Here is a 17,202-nt window from a genome sequence, read left to right on the forward strand (position 1 = left end):
GAACGGTAGCGGAAAATAATCTTCACAGCCTATCTTTGTTTAAGCACACTGAATGTCAGCGTCGCCAACATAGTGCGGGGCAGTTTAGAACCTCGCCAACGGTCGTGATCCGGCATTTTCGACCGGCGCGCCTGCGATGCCGCAGCAGTTTGAATGCGGAGCGTCGGTGATCCATTCGCCCGACGCTCCCGGCCTACGTCACGCATCGATCATCGAGGGAGAACGCCCTCTCAAAGACCGCATTTTACCAAAGCAGCCGCCTGCCGCCGCACAGTCCCTGGGACAACCGTCAAAAAACGGGAGGAAACACATGAACCCCTTTGTGCGCTGTCTGCTCGTCACCGCCGCGATCCAGGCGGCCACCATCACAGTCGCCACCGGCGCTTTCGCCAACGACGACATCATGAAGAACCAGAAGGATCCGGCGAACTGGGCGTTGCAGCTCGGCAACTATGCCGGCCAGCGTTACAGCACGCTCGACCAGATCACCCCCAGCAATGTGAAGAACCTGCGGCCGGTGTGGCAGTTCTCCACCGGTGTGCTCCGCGGTCACGAAGGCGGTCCCATCGTCGTCGGCGACACGATGTACATCTCCACGCCGTTCCCCAACATCGTCTACGCGCTCGACCTCAACGACAACGGCCGCATCAAGTGGAAGTATGAGCCCAAGCAGGATTCGTCGGTCATCCCGGTGATGTGCTGCGACACCGTCACCCGCGGCGTCGCGGTGGCCGGCAACAAGCTGTTCCTGGGACAGGCCGACAACACGCTGGTGGCGCTGGACACCGAAACCGGCAAGGTTCTGTGGTCGGCCAAGAACGGCGACGCCACCAAGGGCGAGACGCTGACCGCCGCCCCGCTGGTGGTGAAGGACAAGGTCTATGTCGGCATCAGCGGCGGCGAGTTCGGCGTGCGCGGCCATCTGACGGCATACGACATCAACACCGGCAAGATGGTGTGGCGGGCCTATTCGACCGGTCCCGACAAGGACGTGATGATCGACCCGCAGAAGACGATGATGCTCGGCAAGCCGATCGGCGAACCTGACCTGGGCGTCAAGACCTGGCCGGCGGACCAGTGGAAGATCGGCGGCGGCACCACCTGGGGCTGGTACACCTACGATCCCGAACTGAACCTGATCTATTACGGCACCGGCAACCCGGGAACCTGGAACCCGACGCAACGCGCCGTCGACAAGGACCGGGCCAAGAGCGACAACAAATGGTCGATGACCATCTTCGCCCGCGATGCCGACACCGGGCAGGCGAAATGGGTGTTCCAGAAGACGCCCTTCGACGAATGGGACTATGACGGCGTCAACGAGAACATCCTGGCCGATGTCACCATCGGAGGAGCCAAGCGCAAGGCCCTGATCAACTTCGACCGCAACGGCTTTGCCTACACCATCGACCGTACCAACGGCGAACTGCTGGTCGCGCAGAAGTACGATCCGTCCGTCAACTGGGCGAGCGAGATCGACATGAAGACCGGGCGGCCGAAGGTGAACGACAAGTACAGCACCTTCGCCCAGGGCGAGGATCACAACACCACCGGCATCTGCCCGGCGGCGCTGGGATCCAAGGACCAGCAGCCGGCGTCCTTCTCGCCGGACAGCGGCCTGATCTATGTGCCGACCAACCACATCTGCATGGATTACGAGCCGTTCAAGGTCGAGTATTCCGCCGGACAGCCCTATGTCGGCGCAACGCTCAGCATGTATCCGGCTCCGAATTCGCATGGCGGCATGGGCAATTTCATCGCCTGGGATCCGTCGGCCGGCAAGATCGTCTGGTCGAAGCCCGAGCGCTTCGCAGTGTGGAGCGGCGCCCTGTCGACCAAGGGCGGCGTTGGCTTCTACGGGACTCTGGAAGGCTATCTGAAGGCGTTCGACCTGAAAGACGGCAAGGACCTGTACAACTTCAAGACCTCGTCCGGCATCATCGGCAACGTCAACACCTACATGCACAAGGGCAAGCAGTATATCGCCGTGCTGTCGGGTGTCGGCGGCTGGGCCGGCATCGGTCTGGCGGCCGGACTGACCGGCGAGCAGGAAGGCCTGGGCGCGGTCGGCGCACACAAGGCGCTGGGCGAATACACCCAGCTGGGCGGCACGCTGACCGTCTTCGCGCTGCCCGACAACCAGTGATGTGCCGGCAGAGATGAACAGGCAGTGATGCACAGGCGGGCGCCGGTTCCCTTGAGGGCCGGAGCCCGCCCTTTTCCAAGCTGATGGTGCCTATGCATGAAGGCAGTGGGGAGAAAGAGCAAGATGCCCAAATACCTGATCGGGCTGTGCGCCGCCGTCGGGTTCACCGCGACCCTGACCCTCGGTACCGCGTTCGGCCAGCAGGATGCCGCACAGAAGCCAACCCAGAGCCAGGCATCGCCGGACGGAAAATCGACACAAGAGGCGAAGGCCGCCAATCCGGAAGAGCTGATGGATGACCAGGGCGTGCCGCTCTACATGGTCAAGGACGGCAAGGTGGATAAAGGGACCTACAACGGTTATCGGCGCTACGCCTCCTCCTGCCATGTCTGCCATGGACCGGACGGGCTCGGCTCGTCCTTTGCGCCGGCGCTGGTCGATTCACTCAAGCGGATGGACTATTGGCAGTTCACCGACGTGGTGACCAACGGCCGCACCAATATGGGCGCCACCGGCGACAAGGTGATGCCGACCTTCGGGTCCGACCCGAACGTGATGCTGAACCTCGCCGACATCTACCGCTATCTCAAGGCCCGGTCCGACGACAAGCTCGGCCGTGGCCGGCCCGAGCGGATCAAGTCGGCATCGTGAGCCCGGCATGACCCGCCGGCCCGCTTTTCCTTCCCATGCCCTGCTGCTGGCCGTCGCGCTCTGCGCGGCGGCCGTGCCCGCCCGGGCGGCATCGGGGCAGGCGGAGGGCATTCCCACCGACGTGCTGCGCGTCTGCGCGGATGCCAATCTGCTGCCCTTCTCCAACGACCATGGCGAGGGGTTCGAGAATCGCATCGCCCAGCTGATCGCCGACGATCTGAAGGTGAAGCTGGCCTTCACATGGTGGCCGCAGACCATCGGCTTCGTCCGCAACACGCTGCGCACCCGCCAGTGCGATCTGGTGATGGGGACCGCGGTCGGCGAAGAGCTGATGCAGAATACCAATCCCTATTACCGATCCACCTATGCGCTGATCTACCGGAAGGATTCCGGGATCACCGCCAGGACCCTGGCCGATCCGTCCTTGCAAGGGGCGCGGATCGGTATCGTCGCCCGCACGCCTCCATCCACCGTGATGCTGCGCCACGGGCTGACCAACCTGGAGCCCTACCAGCTCGACACCGACACGCGCGCCCACCACCCAGCCCAGCGGGCGGTGGAAGACGTCGCGGAGGCGCGTACCGACGCGGCCATCGTCTGGGGTCCCATCGCCGGCTATTTCGCCGCCCGGCAACAGGTGCCGATGGCGGTCGTGCCGCTGATGGACGAGCCGGGAACCACCCCCTTCCAATACATGATCTCCATGGGCATCCGCCCGGATGAGCCGGACTGGCGGCACTGGCTGAACAATTTCATCGTCCGCCGCCAGAGCGACATCGACCGCATCCTGGCCGAATACCATGTCCCGCTCGTCAATGCCGACGGCACCATCCGGGCGGAGGTGGCGGAACCCGACGGCTATCGCATGGCCGACTACCGGGCCCCGACGCCGCCCGGTCTGCGCGGCGCCGAAACGGTGGGTCCGGCGGAGGTCGAACGGCTGGCGCAGGACGGCGCCATCCTGATCGACGTTCTGCCGACACCGCCGAAGCCCGAAGGCCTGACATCGGAGAGCCGGTGGGTGCCGCCGCCGCATCGTAGCCTGCCCGGCGCGCACTGGCTGCCCAATGTCGGCTATGGCGCGCCGTCGGCGGAGCAGGAGGCCTATTTCCGCACGAGTCTCGAAAAGTTGACCGCAGGCGACCGCAAGCGCCCGCTGGTGGTGTTCTGCCAGCCGAACTGCTGGATGAGCTGGAATGCGGCCAAGCGCGCGGTCGCCCTGGGATATGAGGCGGTCAAATGGTATCCGGCCGGCACCGAAGGCTGGAAGGCCGCGGGGCACGAACTGGTCACCATCGAACCGGAACCCCAGCCCGACTCCCAGCCGACATCCAAGGTGGCGAACTGAGCGATGGGCTCAGGACAGCAGCGCCGACAGCATCCGGGCGATCTGGCCGAGCCGTTGTTCGATCAGGGCCGGCTGCTCGCACACCGCGCCCTGCGCCCGCCGGCGGTCGTCGAGAATGCGGCGGTCCCAGGCGATGGCATCCTTGATCTCCTTTGCCCGGGCCGGATCACCGGATGCGGCGTCCAAGTCGCGCAGGGCCGCGGCGATGCGTTCACGCAAGGCCCGCTGGTGCTGGGCATAGCGCTCGATGGATGCGATGGCGGCGCTGCGCCGGCGGTCCAGCGTCTGGAAGGTGCCGGCGAAAGCCAGGGCGATCCGATGGTCCCGTTCCGGCGAAGCCCCCTGCGTCTCCGGTCTGGCCAGCGCCTCGGCCTCCGGTTCCAGGGTGGCAGGGTCGACGCTGTCGTCGGACGCGCGCCGGACCAGGGTGGCGACCGCCGGGTCACGCTGCCATTCGTCCCCCAACCCATCGACCGACGGACCGTCCCAGATGGACGCCGGCGACAGGGTCGGGACCAGGATCTGCTGACAGGGCCAATCGGGATTCTTCGGGTCCTGCGCCCAGCCGGCGGCAGGCAACCCGACGAACACGGTTGTGGCGAAAACCGCGGCGAGGGCGGTTCCGAGGGTGGAGGAATATCGTTGCATGGCAAGAATGATGGCCTCGCCAACGATTGGACGCAATCGGAACCGGTGCGCAAAAGGGGATGCCCGATGGATCATGTGGGGAGGTGGAACGGAGCCGCTATCATCGCACTGGTGACACTGGTTCTGGCGGCATTCGCGGCGGCAGCCCCCGCATCGGCACGGACGCTGGTCCTGGACCTCGAACTGGAGGACAGCAGCGGCGAGCCCCCAGCCGCGGATCATGCGGAACGGTTGAAGCGGGTCAGCGCGGAGCTGCGGCATGCCTTGGACGCCAAGGGTTACGATGTGATCGACGATGCCGCCACGGCGCAGCTGACGGCGAGGCTGGTGCCGCCGGGGACGGCGATCCGTTCATGCAACGGCTGCGAACTGGACATCGCGCGCGCCGCCGGTGCCGATCTGGTCGTCTACGGCATCGTCCGCAAGGTCAGCAGCCTGATCCTGTGGATCGGGCTGGTCGTCGAGGATGTCGCCACCGGGCGCGTGGTGACGACGGCACGCGGCGACATCCGCGGCGACAACGAGACCTCATGGTCGCGCGGCGTCGGCTGGCTGGTCGACCATCGGCTGGCGGAGCATGCGCCGGGAAAACGCTGAGCGGGCATGGACCGTCCGACGGACGGCCGCCGCAACAAACGACCGCCGGACAGGCGGCGGGGAGGACCGAGAGATGCCGGACGAGTCCCAGAGCGGCTACAGCAGCATCATGAATGTCCTGCGGCCACCGCCGCCGCGCACCGCCGCGGTGATGCGCCGGTACGATCTGGTGCTGCGCGACTATGTCGGCGAGTTCCGCATCGGCGTCTGGGATCACGAGAAGACCCGGACCCAGCGCGTGCGCGTCAGCCTGACCGTCACCGTCGAGGTGCCGAACCGGCCCTTCGTCGACGACCTCGACGCCGTCGTCTCCTACGAATACCTGATCCAGGGGGTCGAGGCCTTCACGCGGAGCCCCCACATCCAGCTTCTGGAGGTCCTGGCCGAAAAGCTGCTGGCGCTGTGCCTGTCGCCGCCGCAGGCGGTCTTCGCCCGGGTGCAGGTGGAAAAGCTGGAAATCGTCCCGCAGGCGGCCGGCGTCGGGGTGGTGCTCACCGGTGCAAGGGACCCGGTGCAATGACCGGGCTGACAGGCAGGATTTGGGTCGAGCGGGAACGGGAGGCGGCATGGCCCGGCACATCCTGTTCCTGACCGGCTCCCTGGCGGAGAACCGACTGCGGCAGGTTCTGCACTCGCTGGCCCCCCTGCCCTTCGAGGCGACCATCGTCAACCTCGGCGTCAAGGTCGCGGCACTCGCCACCACCGAGATCGTGTTGCGGCGGCTGGACTCCGCACATGGCGCCGACCTGATCCTGCTGCCGGGCCGCTTCCGCGGCGATCTCGACATTCTCGCCGCCCATTTCGGCACGGCCGTCGAGCGCGGCCCCGACGAGCTTGAGGATCTGCCGCAGTATTTCCAACGACAGGCCCGCCCCCTCGATCTCAGCCGCCACGACACCCGCATCTTCGCCGAGATCGTGGATGCGCCGTCGCGCGACACCGCCGCCATCCTCGCCAAGGCGGCGGAGCTCCGCCGGGACGGCGCCGACGTCATCGACCTCGGCTGTCTGCCCGATACCCCCTTTCCCCATCTGGAGGAGGCGATCGGCGCCCTGCAGGATGCCGGCTTCAGCGTCAGCGTCGATTCCCTGAATGCGGACGAGCTGTGTCGCGCCACCCGGGCCGGCGCCGATTATCTGCTCAGCCTGACCGAGGAGACGATCCATCTCGTCGACGAGGGGGAGGCCGTCCCGGTGCTGATCCCGACGGCGCCGCAGGACCTCGACAGCCTGGAGCGCGCCGTCGACGCCATGAACCGGCGCGGGCGGCGTTTCCTGGTCGATCCAATCCTGGAGCCGATCCACCATGGCTTCACCGATTCGCTGCTGCGCTACCGCACAGTGCGCGAGCGCTGGCCCGATGCGGAGATCCTGATGGGGATCGGCAATGTGACCGAATTGACCGACGCCGACACGCCGGGCGTCACCGCCGTTCTGATGGGAGTGATCTCAGAGCTGCGGATCGGCAACGTCCTGGCGGTGCAGGTCAGCCCGCATTGCCGGCGCGCCATCCGCGAGTTCGACGTGGCGCGGCGCCAGTTCTTCGCCGCCCGCGCGGCGCACAGCATGCCGCGCGGCTTCGGCACCGGGCTGCTGTGCCTGCGCGACCGCCGGCCCTTCGTCCGCAGCGCCGAGCAGATCGCCGAGACCGCGGCACAGATTCGCGATCCCAATTACAGGGTGGAGGTCAGCGACGAGGGGATCCATCTCTACAACCGCGACGGCCACCATCGCGCCTCCGATCCCTTCGACCTGTTTCCGAAGCTGGATCCCGGCATCGACGCCGGCCATGCCTTCTATCTCGGGGTGGAACTGGCCCGGGCACAGATCGCGTGGCAGCTCGGCAAACGCTATGCCCAGGACAGCGAATTGCGCTGGGGGGCCGCGACGGACGAACCACAGGACGATCCCACCGGCTTCCACGCCGTCGGCCCGACCAAGCGAGGCGGCTGAGCCATGCCCATGATCCGCGAGACCATCATCACCACCACCGGCGCCGACGGGGGGGCCCATGTGGCGCCGATGGGCGTGACGGTGGAGCCGGACGGCGAGGGCGAGCGCTTCATCCTGGCCCCGTTCCGGCCGTCACGGACGCTGGACAATCTGTTGGCCCGGCGCTGTGCCGTCGTCAACCACACCGACGACGTGCGTGTCTTCGCCGGCTGCATCAGCGGACGCCGCCGCGACTGGCCAACCGTTCCGGCGGACCGGATCGACGCGCCCCGTCTGGCCGACTGCCTGTCGCACGAGGAAATCACCGTCGTGCAGGTGGAGGACGACCCGGTTCGCCCACGCTTCCACTGCCGCGCCATCCATGTTGCGACGCACGCCCGCTTCCGCGGCTTCAACCGGGCGCAGGCGGCGGTGATCGAGGCGGCGATCCTGGTCAGCCGGCTGCACATGCTGCCCATGGACAAGATCGCGCGGGAGGCCGACTATCTGTCCATCGCCATCGGCAAGACCGCCGGCCCGCATGAGCTGGAAGCCTGGGATTGGCTGATGGCCCGCATCGCCGCTCACCACGCGGGGGAGGACACATGACCGGATGGCTGGCCAGCGTCGCGGACGCGGCGGAAATCTCCCTGGTCCTGCCAGCGGGACCCGACATCCTCGACCTGAAGGATCCCGGCGCCGGAGCGCTCGGCGCCTGGGATCCGGAGGATATCGCCTTGGTGGTTCAGGACATGGCGAACATGCCCCGGCGGCCACGGCTGAGCGCCACCATCGGCGACCAGCCGATGCGGCCCGACGCCGTGGTGCCGGCGGCACGCCGGATCGCCGGCACCGGCGTGGATTTCGTCAAGATCGGCTTCGCACCCGATGGCGCGCCCGACCGCTGCATCGATGCGCTGGCGCCACTGGCGGCGGAGGGAGCAAAGCTGATCGCCGTGCTCTTCGCCGACCTGTGGCCCGGCGATCCCTGCTGCCTGCCGATCGACAGGCTGGCCGCCGCCGGCTTTCGCGGGGTGATGCTGGACACCGCCGGCAAGCGCCAAGGCCTGCGCCACCATTGGCAGGATGACCAATTGGGCTCTTTCGTGTGCTGCGCACGGGCGCACCGGCTGCTGACCGGGCTGGCCGGGTCGCTGCGGGTCGCAGACATCCCGGCCCTGATGGCCCTGTCGCCCGACTATCTCGGCTTCCGCGGCGCACTGTGCGGCGGGCAGCGGACCGCCGGCATCGACCCGCAGGCGGCCTCAAAGGTCGCCGCCTGCGTGGCCGGGTTGCCGACGGCTACTCCGCCGCCTCGGCAACCTGAGCCCGTTCGATCTTGATCGCGCAGTATTTGAACTCCGGGATCTTGCCGAACGGGTCGAGCTGCGGGTTGGTCAACACATTCGCCGCGGCTTCCGCGTAGGCGAAAGGAATGAAGACCAAGCCCACCGGCATGCGGTCGTCGATGCGCGCCTTCAGCCTGATCGTGCCGCGGCGGCTCGACACCAGCATGTAGTCGCCGCTCCTCATCCCGGCGCGGGTGAGGTCGTGCGGAGAGACATAGGCGACCGCCTCCGGCTCCACCGCATCCAGAACGCTCGACCGCCGGGTCATCGACCCGGTGTGCCAGTGCTCCAGCTGACGCCCGGTGGTGAGCACCAGCGGGTAGTCGAGGTCCGGCGTCTCCGCCGGATTGATCGGCCGCGCCGGCACGAAGCGCCCGCGGCCGGACTTGGTCGGGAAGCCGTTGCCGAAGACGATGTCGTGGCCGGGCTCGTCGGGGCCGTCGACCGGATAGGTGACGGAGCCTTCGCGCTCCACCCGCTCCCAGGTGATGTTGGCGAGCGACGGCATGGCGCCGACCATCTCCGCGAACACCTCCGACACATGGGTGTAGTTCCAGTTCAGGCCGAGACCGCGCGCCATGTCCTGGATGATCCACAGATCCTGGCGGGCTTCACCCGGCATCGGCACCGCCGCGCGGCCCATCTGGACCTGACGGTTGGTGTTGATGACGGTGCCGTCCTTCTCCGGCCAGGCCGAAGCCGGAAGCACCACGTCGGCGTATTTCGCCGTCTCGGTCAGGAAGATGTCCTGCACCACCAGATGGTCCAGCATGCCCAGCGCCTCGCGGGCGTGGGTCACGTCGGGGTCGGACATCGCCGGGTTCTCGCCCTCGATGTAGAGCCCCTTGATCCGGCCGTCATGGATGGCGTCCATGATCTCGACCACGGTCAGGCCGCGCTTGCCGTCCAGCTTGGTGCCCCAGTAGTTCTCGTAGAAGGACTGGACCTCCGGATCCTCGACCGACTTGTAGTCGGGGTAGAACATCGGGATCAGGCCGGCGTCGGAGGCGCCCTGGACGTTGTTCTGGCCGCGCAGCGGGTGCAGGCCGGTGCCGGGGCGGCCGATCTGGCCGGTGACGAGCGACAGCGCGATCAGGCATCGGCTGTTGTCGGTGCCGTGGATGTGCTGCGACACGCCCATGCCCCAGAAGATGATCGACGCCTTGGACCGGGCGAACAGCCGCGCCACCGTGCGCAGGGTCGCGGCAGGGATGCCGCAGACCTTCTCCATCTCCTCCGGCGGGTAATCCTTGACCGTCTCGGCCAGCGCCTCGAAATCCTCGGTGTTGGCCTGGACATATTGGCGGTCGTACAGCCCCTCCGCGATGATGGTGTGGAGGATGGCATTCAGCATCGACACGTCGCGGCCCGGTGTGAACTGCAGCATGTGCGTGGCGTGGCGCGCCATGGCGAGCCCGCGCGGATCCATGACGATCAGCTTCGCCCCGCGCTCCGCCGCGTTCTTGAAGAAGGTCGCGGCGACGGGATGGTTCTCCGTCGGGTTGGCGCCGATGATGACGATGACCTCGGCGTCCTCCGCCGCCATGAAGGGCGCCGACACCGCTCCCGACCCGACGCCCTCGATCAGCGCCGCCACAGACGAAGCGTGGCAGAGACGCGTGCAATGGTCGACGTTGTTGGTGCCGAAGCCAGTGCGGACCAGCTTCTGGAACAGGTAGGCTTCCTCGTTCGACCCCTTTGCCGACCCGAAGCCGGCCAGCGCATTGCCGCCGCGCTCGTCGCGGATCTTGCGCAAGCCCCCGGCCGCCACCGCCAGCGCTTCGTCCCAGGTCGCTTCGCGGAAATGGGTGAAGGGGTTCATCGGATCGATGTCGACGTCATGCTTGGACACGCCTTCCTTGCGGATCAGCGGCACGGTCAGGCGGTCGCCGTGATGGGCGTAATCGAAGCCGAAGCGGCCCTTGACGCACAGGCGGTTCTGGTTCGACGGGCCGTCGCGGCCATCGACGGCGACGATCTTGTTGTCCTTGACCTTGTAGGTCAGCTGGCAACCGACGCCGCAATAGGGGCAGACCGAGTCGACCTCGCGGTCGGGCGCGTTGGTGTAGACGCCCTGCTGGTCCACCAGGGTGGCCGGCATCAGGGCGCCGGTCGGGCAGGCCTGCACGCACTCGCCGCAGGCGACGCAGGTGGACTGGCCCATCGGGTCGTCGAAGTCGAAGACGATCTTTTCCAGATGCCCGCGCGCCGCCATGCCGATGACGTCGTTGACCTGAACCTCGCGGCAGGCGCGGACGCACAGGTTGCAATGGATGCAGGCGTCGAGCTGGACCGCCATCGCCGGATGCGACATGTCGTCGGTCTTGGTCGGCCGGTCCACGGTGGGGAAGCGGCTGCCGGCGATCTCGACTTTGTCGGTCCATTTCCAGAAGGTGGAGTTGGGGTCGTGCGCAGTCTCCCGCTCCGGCTGGTCGGCCAGCAGCAGTTCGAAGACCAGCTTGCGCGACGCCTTGGCCCGCTCCGACGCGGTGCGCACCGTCATGCCGGACTTGGGCTTGCGGATGCAGGAGGCGGCGAGCACGCGCTCGCCCTCGATCTCCACCATGCAGGCGCGGCAGTTGCCGTCCGGGCGGTAGCCCGGCTCCGGGCGGTGGCAGAGATGCGGGATCTCGGTGCCCACACGGGTGGCGACCTGCCAGATCGTCTCGCCGTTGCGTGCCTCGACCTCGGTGCCGTCCAGGGTGAAAGTGATGCCGTTGGACATGTCGGTCTCCTTACCCCTGCGACCCGGTTGCGCCCTGGGCAGTGCCCTGGCGCGACACGAAGTCTTCACGGAAATGCTTCATCACCAGCTTGATCGGATTCATTGCCGCCTGCCCCAGGCCACAGATCGAGGCATCGCCCATCACGGTGGCGAGCGCCGCCAGCAATTCCTCGTCCCATTCCGGCTCGCTGATCAGGCGCACGGCCTTCTCGGTGCCGACCCGGCAGGGGGTGCACTGGCCGCAGCTCTCATCCTCGAAGAATTTCAGCAGGTTGAGCGCCACGTCGCGCATGTTGTCCTTGTCGGACAGCACGACGACGGCGGCCGAGCCGATAAAGGAACCGTGCGGTTCCAGCGTGCCGAAATCGAGCGGGATGTTCGCCATCGACGCCGGCAGGATGCCGCCCGATGGGCCGCCGGGCAGATAGCCCTTCAGCGTGTGGCCGTCGGCCATGCCGCCGCAATACTGCTCGATCAGTTCCAGCAGCGTGATGCCGGCCGGGGCCAGCTTGACCCCCGGCTCCTTCACCCGTCCGGAGACCGAGAAGGTGCGCAGTCCCTTGCGCCCGTTCGCTCCGTGGCTGGCGAACCAAGACCCGCCCTTCTCCAGGATCTCGCGGACCCAGAACACCGTCTCGATGTTGTTGATCAGGGTCGGGCGGCCGAACAGGCCGACCACCGAGGGGAAGGGCGGCTTGTGCCGGGGCAGGCCGCGCTTGCCCTCGATGCTTTCCAGCATCGCCGATTCCTCGCCGCAGATATAGGCGCCGGCGCCGCGCCGCAGATGGATGCGAGTATGGCGGGCCAGGCCGGCGGCCTCGACCTTCGGGATCTCGCGCAGCAGGATTTCCCGGCATTGCGGGTATTCGTCGCGCAGATAGATGTAGACGTCCGTCGCCTCGACCGTCCAGGCGCCGATCAGCATCCCTTCCAGGAAGCGGTGCGGGTCGCGCTCCAGATGGAAGCGGTCCTTGAAGGTGCCGGGCTCGCCCTCGTCGCCGTTGATCGCCATCATGCGCGGCCCCGGCTCCGCCCGGACATAGCGCCATTTCAGGCCGGTGGGGAAGCCGGCGCCGCCCAGGCCGCGAATGCTGGAATCCTCCAGCATCTTCAGCACGGCATCGACGTCGCGCGCGCCGTCCAGGCATTCGGCCAGCATCTTGTAGCCGCCGCCGCGGATATACTCGTCGAAGCCCAGATAGTTGGGGATGTCGGGGTGGGTATGGCCGTGGGCGACGGCGTCGAGCACGCTTTCGACCGTCGCGTTCTCGTGCGGGGCATGACCGATCGCCACGACGGGCGCGTTGTTGCAGCCGCCCATGCAGGGCGCGCGGACGACGCGGACCTCGCTCTCGTCGACGCCGGCCTTCAGCGCCTCGTGAAGCTGCTCAGCCCCGGCGAGCGCGCAGCTCAGCGAGTCGCAGACGCGGATGGTGAGCTTCGGCGGTGCAGGCTCGCCGTCCATCACGATGTCGAAATGGGCGTAGAAGGACGCCACCTCGAACACCTCGACCAGCGCCAGCCGCATCTCCTTCGCCAAGGCGGCGAGGTGACGGGCATGCAGGCAGCCGTAATGGTCCTGCAGCAGGTGGAGATGTTCGATCAGCAGGTCGGCCTGACGGGAGCGGTCGCCGAGAAGCGCCCGCACCTCCTCCAAACTGACGGGATCGACCTGACGTCCCTTCTGCTGGTCGCGCGTCTTGCGGCGGCCGGAGCCGGGATGGATGCTGCGGGCAGGAACGCCGCCGGGCGGCGTCGCGCTGATGATCGGTGGGAATGCGGTCACGGCGGTTCTGGCCTCTGCTGGATGGTCCGCGCTTCTGGTTGTCGCGATCCCAAGTTCCTGGTGTCTCGTATACCAGATGCCACGATAACGCATCTGCTGCTGAATGTCAGCATTCTAAATCATGTTCGGCAGCGACCGGATGGGAATGTCGGATGGGTTGTCGGGAAGATTTCGGCGGACGGCCTCCAGCGCGTCCGGAAGGTCGGTAAAGCGATGGATCAAGCGGTCGGCGGGAAGATCGGCCGGGTTGCCGCGGGCGTACCCATAGGAAACGAGGATGGAGGCGACCCCGGCGGCGCGGGCGGCGGCCACGTCATTGGGACCGTCACCCACCATCACAGCGGCAGAGGTCGGGGCGCCAGTGGTCGGTCCGTTCAGCGCAGCCAGCACCGCCAGCAGGGGTTCCGGGGCCGGTTTGCGCTGGGGCAGGCTGTCGCCGCCGACGATGGCGCCGAAGAACGGCAGAAGCCCCAGTTCGGCCAGCAGGCTGCGGGCGATCGCCTGGGGTTTGTTGGTGCACAGGCCGATGGAGTGGCCGGCGTCGGCCAGCCGCGCCAACGTCTGAGGCACGCCGGGATAGATGCTGCCAGGATCGGCGGGAAGTGCGGCGTAGAGGTCGAGGAAGCGGGCGAAGGCCGGACCGACCTCGGCCGCCGGCAGCGCCCGGCCGGTGGCGGCGAAGCCGCGCTCCACCAGCGGCCGGGGACCGTCGCCGATGAAGCTGCGCAGCATCTCCCCGGTCACCGCCGGTCGGCCCCGTTCGGCGAGCAGGCGGTTGAGGGCGTGGCCCAGATGCGGCGCGCTGTCGATCAGCGTTCCATCGAGATCGAAGATCACCGGTGCCGGCTTGCCCAACGTCCCCTCCGTCAGCCGGAGGCCATCAACGCCGGGGATCGCCGCTCCATCGCCGCGAACTCCAGTGCCGCGGCGCGGGCGGCCATGCGTTCCAGCGGAAGCGGGACGATCCGCTCCGCCTGCCCGGCGGTCCCGAAGGCCTCGAACCGCTCGCGGCAGAGGGTGCGGGCGGCCTTGGTCGCCTCGGCCAGGAATTTGCGCGGGTCGAACTCCTCGGGCCGCGTCATCATCGCGCGGCGCAGGCTGCCGCTCATGGCGAGGCGGATGTCGGTGTCGATGTTGACCTTGCGCACGCCGTTGCGGATGCCCTCGCGAATCTCCTCGACCGGAACGCCGTAGGTTTCGCGGATGCTGCCGCCATGGGCGCGGATGATCTCCAGCCACTCCTGCGGCACGCTGGACGATCCGTGCATCACCAGATGGATGTCGGGGATGCGGTGGTGGATGGCGCGGATGCGGTCGATCGCCAGCACCTCGCCATCCGGGCGGCGGCTGAACTTGTAGGCGCCATGGCTGGTGCCGATGGCGATGGCGAGCGCGTCCACCCCCGTCCGCGCCACGAAATCCGCAGCCTGCTCCGGGTCGGTCAACAGTTGGTCGCGCGACAGCGTCCCGACCGCGCCGGAGCCGTCCTCCTCCCCCGCTTGGCCGGTCTCCAGCGAGCCGAGGCAACCCAGCTCGCCCTCCACCGAAACGCCGACGGCGTGCGCCTGCTCCACCACCTGCCGGGTGACGCGGATGTTGTAGTCGTAGCTTGCCGGCGTCTTCATGTCGTCCAGCAGCGAACCGTCCATCATCACGCTAGTGAAGCCGGAGCGGATCGCCTGCTGACAGACGGCCGGGCTGGCGCCATGGTCCTGGTGCAGGCAGATGGGGATGTGCGGCCACATCTCCACCGCCGCCTGCACCATATGGCGCAGGAACGGCTCGCCGGCATATTTGCGCGCGCCGGCGGACGCCTGCAGGATCACCGGGCTGGCGCAGTCGTCCGCCGCCTGCATGATCGCCTGGATCTGTTCCATATTGTTGATGTTGAAAGCCGGCACGCCATAGCCATGCTCGGCCGCATGGTCGAGGAGCTGTCGGAGGGAGATCAGGGCCATCGCAGGAAGTCTCCGGTTCAGAACTGGGGGGAGCAGAGGCGTTGGGCGCGGTCGGCGACCGCCTCCGCAGTGATGCCGAAGTGGCGGTAGAGGTCGCCGGCGGGGGCGGATTCGCCGTAGCGGTCGAGGCCGACCACGTCGCCGTCCAGCCCGACAGTGGCGCGCCACAGCCCGGTCGCCCCGGCCTCCACCGCCAGCCGGGGAACGCCGTCCGGCAGCACGCTGCTGCGCCATGCTTCGTCCTGCAGGTCAAAGATCTCGCAGCAGGGCATGGAGACGACCCGGGCGGCGATGCCGCGGCCGGCGAGAAGACGCCGTGCCTCCATCGCTATTGGCACCTCCGATCCGGTGGCGATCAGCACCACATCGGGCCGTCCGCCATCGGCCAGCACATAGCCGCCGCGGGCCGCGTCATGAATCCGGTCCGTGCCGGATTGGCCAGCTCCTTGGGCCGGCAGGGTCTGGCGCGACAGCAGCAGGGCGGTCGGCCCGTCCGCCCGTTCGACCGCTGCCCGCCAGGCGATGGCGGTCTCCAAGGCGTCGCAGGGGCGCCAGACATCGAGGTTCGGCATCAGGCGCAGGCTGGCTGCATGCTCGACCGGCTGGTGGGTCGGGCCGTCCTCGCCCAGGCCGATGCTGTCATGGGTGAAGACATAGACAACGCGCAGCCCCATCAGCGCCGACAGGCGCAGGCCGTTGCGGGCATAGTCGGAAAAGACCAGGAAGGTGCCGCCGAAGGGAATGACGCCACCATGCAGCGCCATGCCGTTCATCACCGCGGCCATGCCGAACTCCCGCACGCCGTAATGGAGATGGCGACCGCCGCTTCCCAGCCAGTCGGTGAGATTGGAACCGGTCAGATCCGCCGATCCACCCAGCAGTTCGGGCAGCAGGCCGGCAAGCGCCTGGATGGCCTGCTGGGACGCCTTGCGCGTCGCCATCGGCTCCGCCCGCTCCGCAACCGCGGCGATCCAGGCATCGGCCGCTCCGGCGAATCCCTCCGGCAGCTCGCCACGCATGCGCCGCAGGAACTCGGCCGCAGCCTCTGGGTGGGCGTCGGCATAGGCGTCGAAGCGGGCCTGCCAATCGGCCTGCGCCGCGGCACCGCGCCGCCGGGCGTCCCAGCCGGCGCGTACCTCGTCCGGCAGTTCGAAGGGCGGAAAGGTCCAGCCGAGCGCGGCCCTGGTTGCCGCGACCTCTCCGGCGCCGAGCGGTGCGCCATGCACATCGGCCGACCCGGCACGGGTGGGGGAGCCGTGGCCGATCACCGTCCGGCAACAGACCAATATCGGCTTGCCGCAGGAAGTCAGCGCCTCGTCGATGGCGGCGTCGAGTGCGTTGGAATCGTGGCCGTCGACCTCGCGGATCACGCGCCAGCCATAGGCCTCGAACCGCCGCGGCGTGTCGTCGGCGAACCAGCCGGTGACGGGGCCGTCGATGGAAATACCGTTGTCGTCATAGAAGACCACCAGCTTTTCCAGTCCCAGCGTGCCGGCCAGCGAGCAGGCCTCGTGGCTGATCCCCTCCATCAGGCAGCCGTCGCCGACGAAGCAGAAGGTCCGGTGATCGATGATCCGGTGCCCAGGCCGGTTGAACTCCGCCCCCAGCAGCCGTTCGGTCAAGGCCATGCCGACGGCGTTCGCAAGGCCCTGCCCCAGCGGCCCGGTGGTCGTCTCCACCCCCGGTGTGACCCCATACTCCGGATGGCCCGGCGTGCGCGAACCGAGCTGCCGGAAACGCCGCAGTTCCTCCATCGGCAGATCGTATCCGGTCAGGTGAAGCAGCGCGTAGAGCAACATGGAGCCGTGCCCGTTCGACAGCACGAAACGGTCGCGGTCGGGCCAGCGCGGGTCGGCCGGATTGTGGCGCAGATGACGGTGCCACAGCGCCTCGGCGATGTCGGCCATGCCCATCGGCATGCCGGGATGGCCGGAGTTCGCAGCCTCCACCGCGTCGATGGCGAGCATGCGCAGCGCGTTCGCCAGCATACGGCGGCCGGAGCCGTTGTCTGGACTCTCATCGGGAATATCGGCTGGCGGCATGGCAAGCCGGTCCTGTTCGCG

14 protein-coding genes are annotated in these 17,202 nt (G+C 67.8%); 8 read left to right on the forward strand and 6 right to left on the reverse strand.

The genetic code is table 11. The annotated features are described in order from the left end of the window. Positions 1–310: 310 nt before the first annotated feature. From TSH20_RS16640 to TSH20_RS16650, 3 genes are all read left to right on the forward strand, one after another. Complete coding sequence (locus tag TSH20_RS16640) at positions 311–2,146, forward strand: methanol/ethanol family PQQ-dependent dehydrogenase (protein WP_109075778.1); 1,836 nt, start codon at positions 311–313, stop codon at positions 2,144–2,146. A gap of 123 nt (positions 2,147–2,269) precedes the next feature. Further along, positions 2,270–2,797, forward strand: coding sequence for a c-type cytochrome (locus TSH20_RS16645; RefSeq protein WP_109075779.1), 528 nt, complete (start codon positions 2,270–2,272; stop codon positions 2,795–2,797). Between the two features lie 7 nt (positions 2,798–2,804). Beyond that, positions 2,805–4,145 (forward strand): quinoprotein dehydrogenase-associated putative ABC transporter substrate-binding protein, encoded by a 1,341-nt coding sequence (locus TSH20_RS16650; protein ID WP_109075780.1) that lies wholly within the window; start codon positions 2,805–2,807, stop codon positions 4,143–4,145. Positions 4,146–4,154: 9 nt separating this feature from the next. On the opposite strand, the gene TSH20_RS16655 is transcribed toward TSH20_RS16650, so the two are convergent. Continuing rightward, a complete protein-coding gene (locus tag TSH20_RS16655) occupies positions 4,155–4,793 on the reverse strand; it encodes a hypothetical protein (protein WP_247871346.1) in 639 nt (212 codons plus the stop codon). Between the two features lie 111 nt (positions 4,794–4,904). Here TSH20_RS16655 and TSH20_RS16660 point away from each other — a divergent pair, with 111 nt between their 5' ends. The 5 genes from TSH20_RS16660 (at position 4,905) to TSH20_RS16680 (ending at position 8,664) form a co-directional block, all read left to right on the forward strand. After that, positions 4,905–5,390: a DUF3280 domain-containing protein gene (locus tag TSH20_RS16660; protein WP_247874483.1), complete on the forward strand. Its 486-nt coding sequence runs from the start codon at positions 4,905–4,907 to the stop codon at positions 5,388–5,390. A gap of 73 nt (positions 5,391–5,463) precedes the next feature. Then, positions 5,464–5,910 (forward strand): dihydroneopterin aldolase, encoded by a 447-nt coding sequence (locus tag TSH20_RS16665; RefSeq protein WP_109075781.1) that lies wholly within the window; start codon positions 5,464–5,466, stop codon positions 5,908–5,910. A gap of 46 nt (positions 5,911–5,956) precedes the next feature. Continuing rightward, the gene (locus TSH20_RS16670) at positions 5,957–7,342 is read left to right on the forward strand and encodes a DUF6513 domain-containing protein (RefSeq protein WP_109075782.1); all 1,386 of its coding nucleotides are present in this window, start codon (positions 5,957–5,959) and stop codon (positions 7,340–7,342) included. A 3-nt stretch (positions 7,343–7,345) separates the two neighbouring features. After that, positions 7,346–7,930 carry a DUF447 domain-containing protein gene (locus TSH20_RS16675; protein ID WP_199231986.1) on the forward strand — a complete coding sequence of 195 codons (585 nt, stop codon included), beginning with the start codon at positions 7,346–7,348 and terminating at the stop codon, positions 7,928–7,930. Continuing rightward, complete coding sequence (locus TSH20_RS16680) at positions 7,927–8,664, forward strand: (5-formylfuran-3-yl)methyl phosphate synthase (protein ID WP_109075783.1); 738 nt, start codon at positions 7,927–7,929, stop codon at positions 8,662–8,664. The genes TSH20_RS16675 and TSH20_RS16680 overlap by 4 nt, the downstream gene beginning before the upstream one ends. On the opposite strand, the gene fdhF is transcribed toward TSH20_RS16680, so the two are convergent. From fdhF to tkt, 5 genes are all read right to left on the reverse strand, one after another. Continuing rightward, on the reverse strand, positions 8,624–11,395 hold the full coding sequence (gene fdhF / locus TSH20_RS16685) for a formate dehydrogenase subunit alpha (RefSeq protein ID WP_109075784.1): 2,772 nt from the start codon (positions 11,393–11,395) through the stop codon (positions 8,624–8,626). The two genes, TSH20_RS16680 and fdhF, sit on opposite strands and share 41 nt — an antisense overlap. A 10-nt stretch (positions 11,396–11,405) precedes the next feature. After that, positions 11,406–13,181, reverse strand: a complete 1,776-nt coding sequence (locus tag TSH20_RS16690; RefSeq protein ID WP_247871347.1) for an NAD(P)H-dependent oxidoreductase subunit E — start codon at positions 13,179–13,181, stop codon at positions 11,406–11,408. Between the two features lie 114 nt (positions 13,182–13,295). Further along, positions 13,296–14,036: a phosphoglycolate phosphatase gene (gph, locus tag TSH20_RS16695; protein ID WP_109075785.1), complete on the reverse strand. Its 741-nt coding sequence runs from the start codon at positions 14,034–14,036 to the stop codon at positions 13,296–13,298. Positions 14,037–14,047: 11 nt separating this feature from the next. Next, positions 14,048–15,139, reverse strand: coding sequence for a class II fructose-bisphosphate aldolase (gene fba / locus TSH20_RS16700; RefSeq protein ID WP_109075786.1), 1,092 nt, complete (start codon positions 15,137–15,139; stop codon positions 14,048–14,050). A 17-nt stretch (positions 15,140–15,156) separates the two neighbouring features. Continuing rightward, on the reverse strand, positions 15,157–17,181 hold the full coding sequence (gene tkt, locus TSH20_RS16705; protein ID WP_109075847.1) for a transketolase: 2,025 nt from the start codon (positions 17,179–17,181) through the stop codon (positions 15,157–15,159). Positions 17,182–17,202: the final 21 nt, after the last annotated feature.

This window comes from Azospirillum sp. TSH20, assembly GCF_003115935.1.
GTDB lineage: Bacteria > Pseudomonadota > Alphaproteobacteria > Azospirillales > Azospirillaceae > Azospirillum.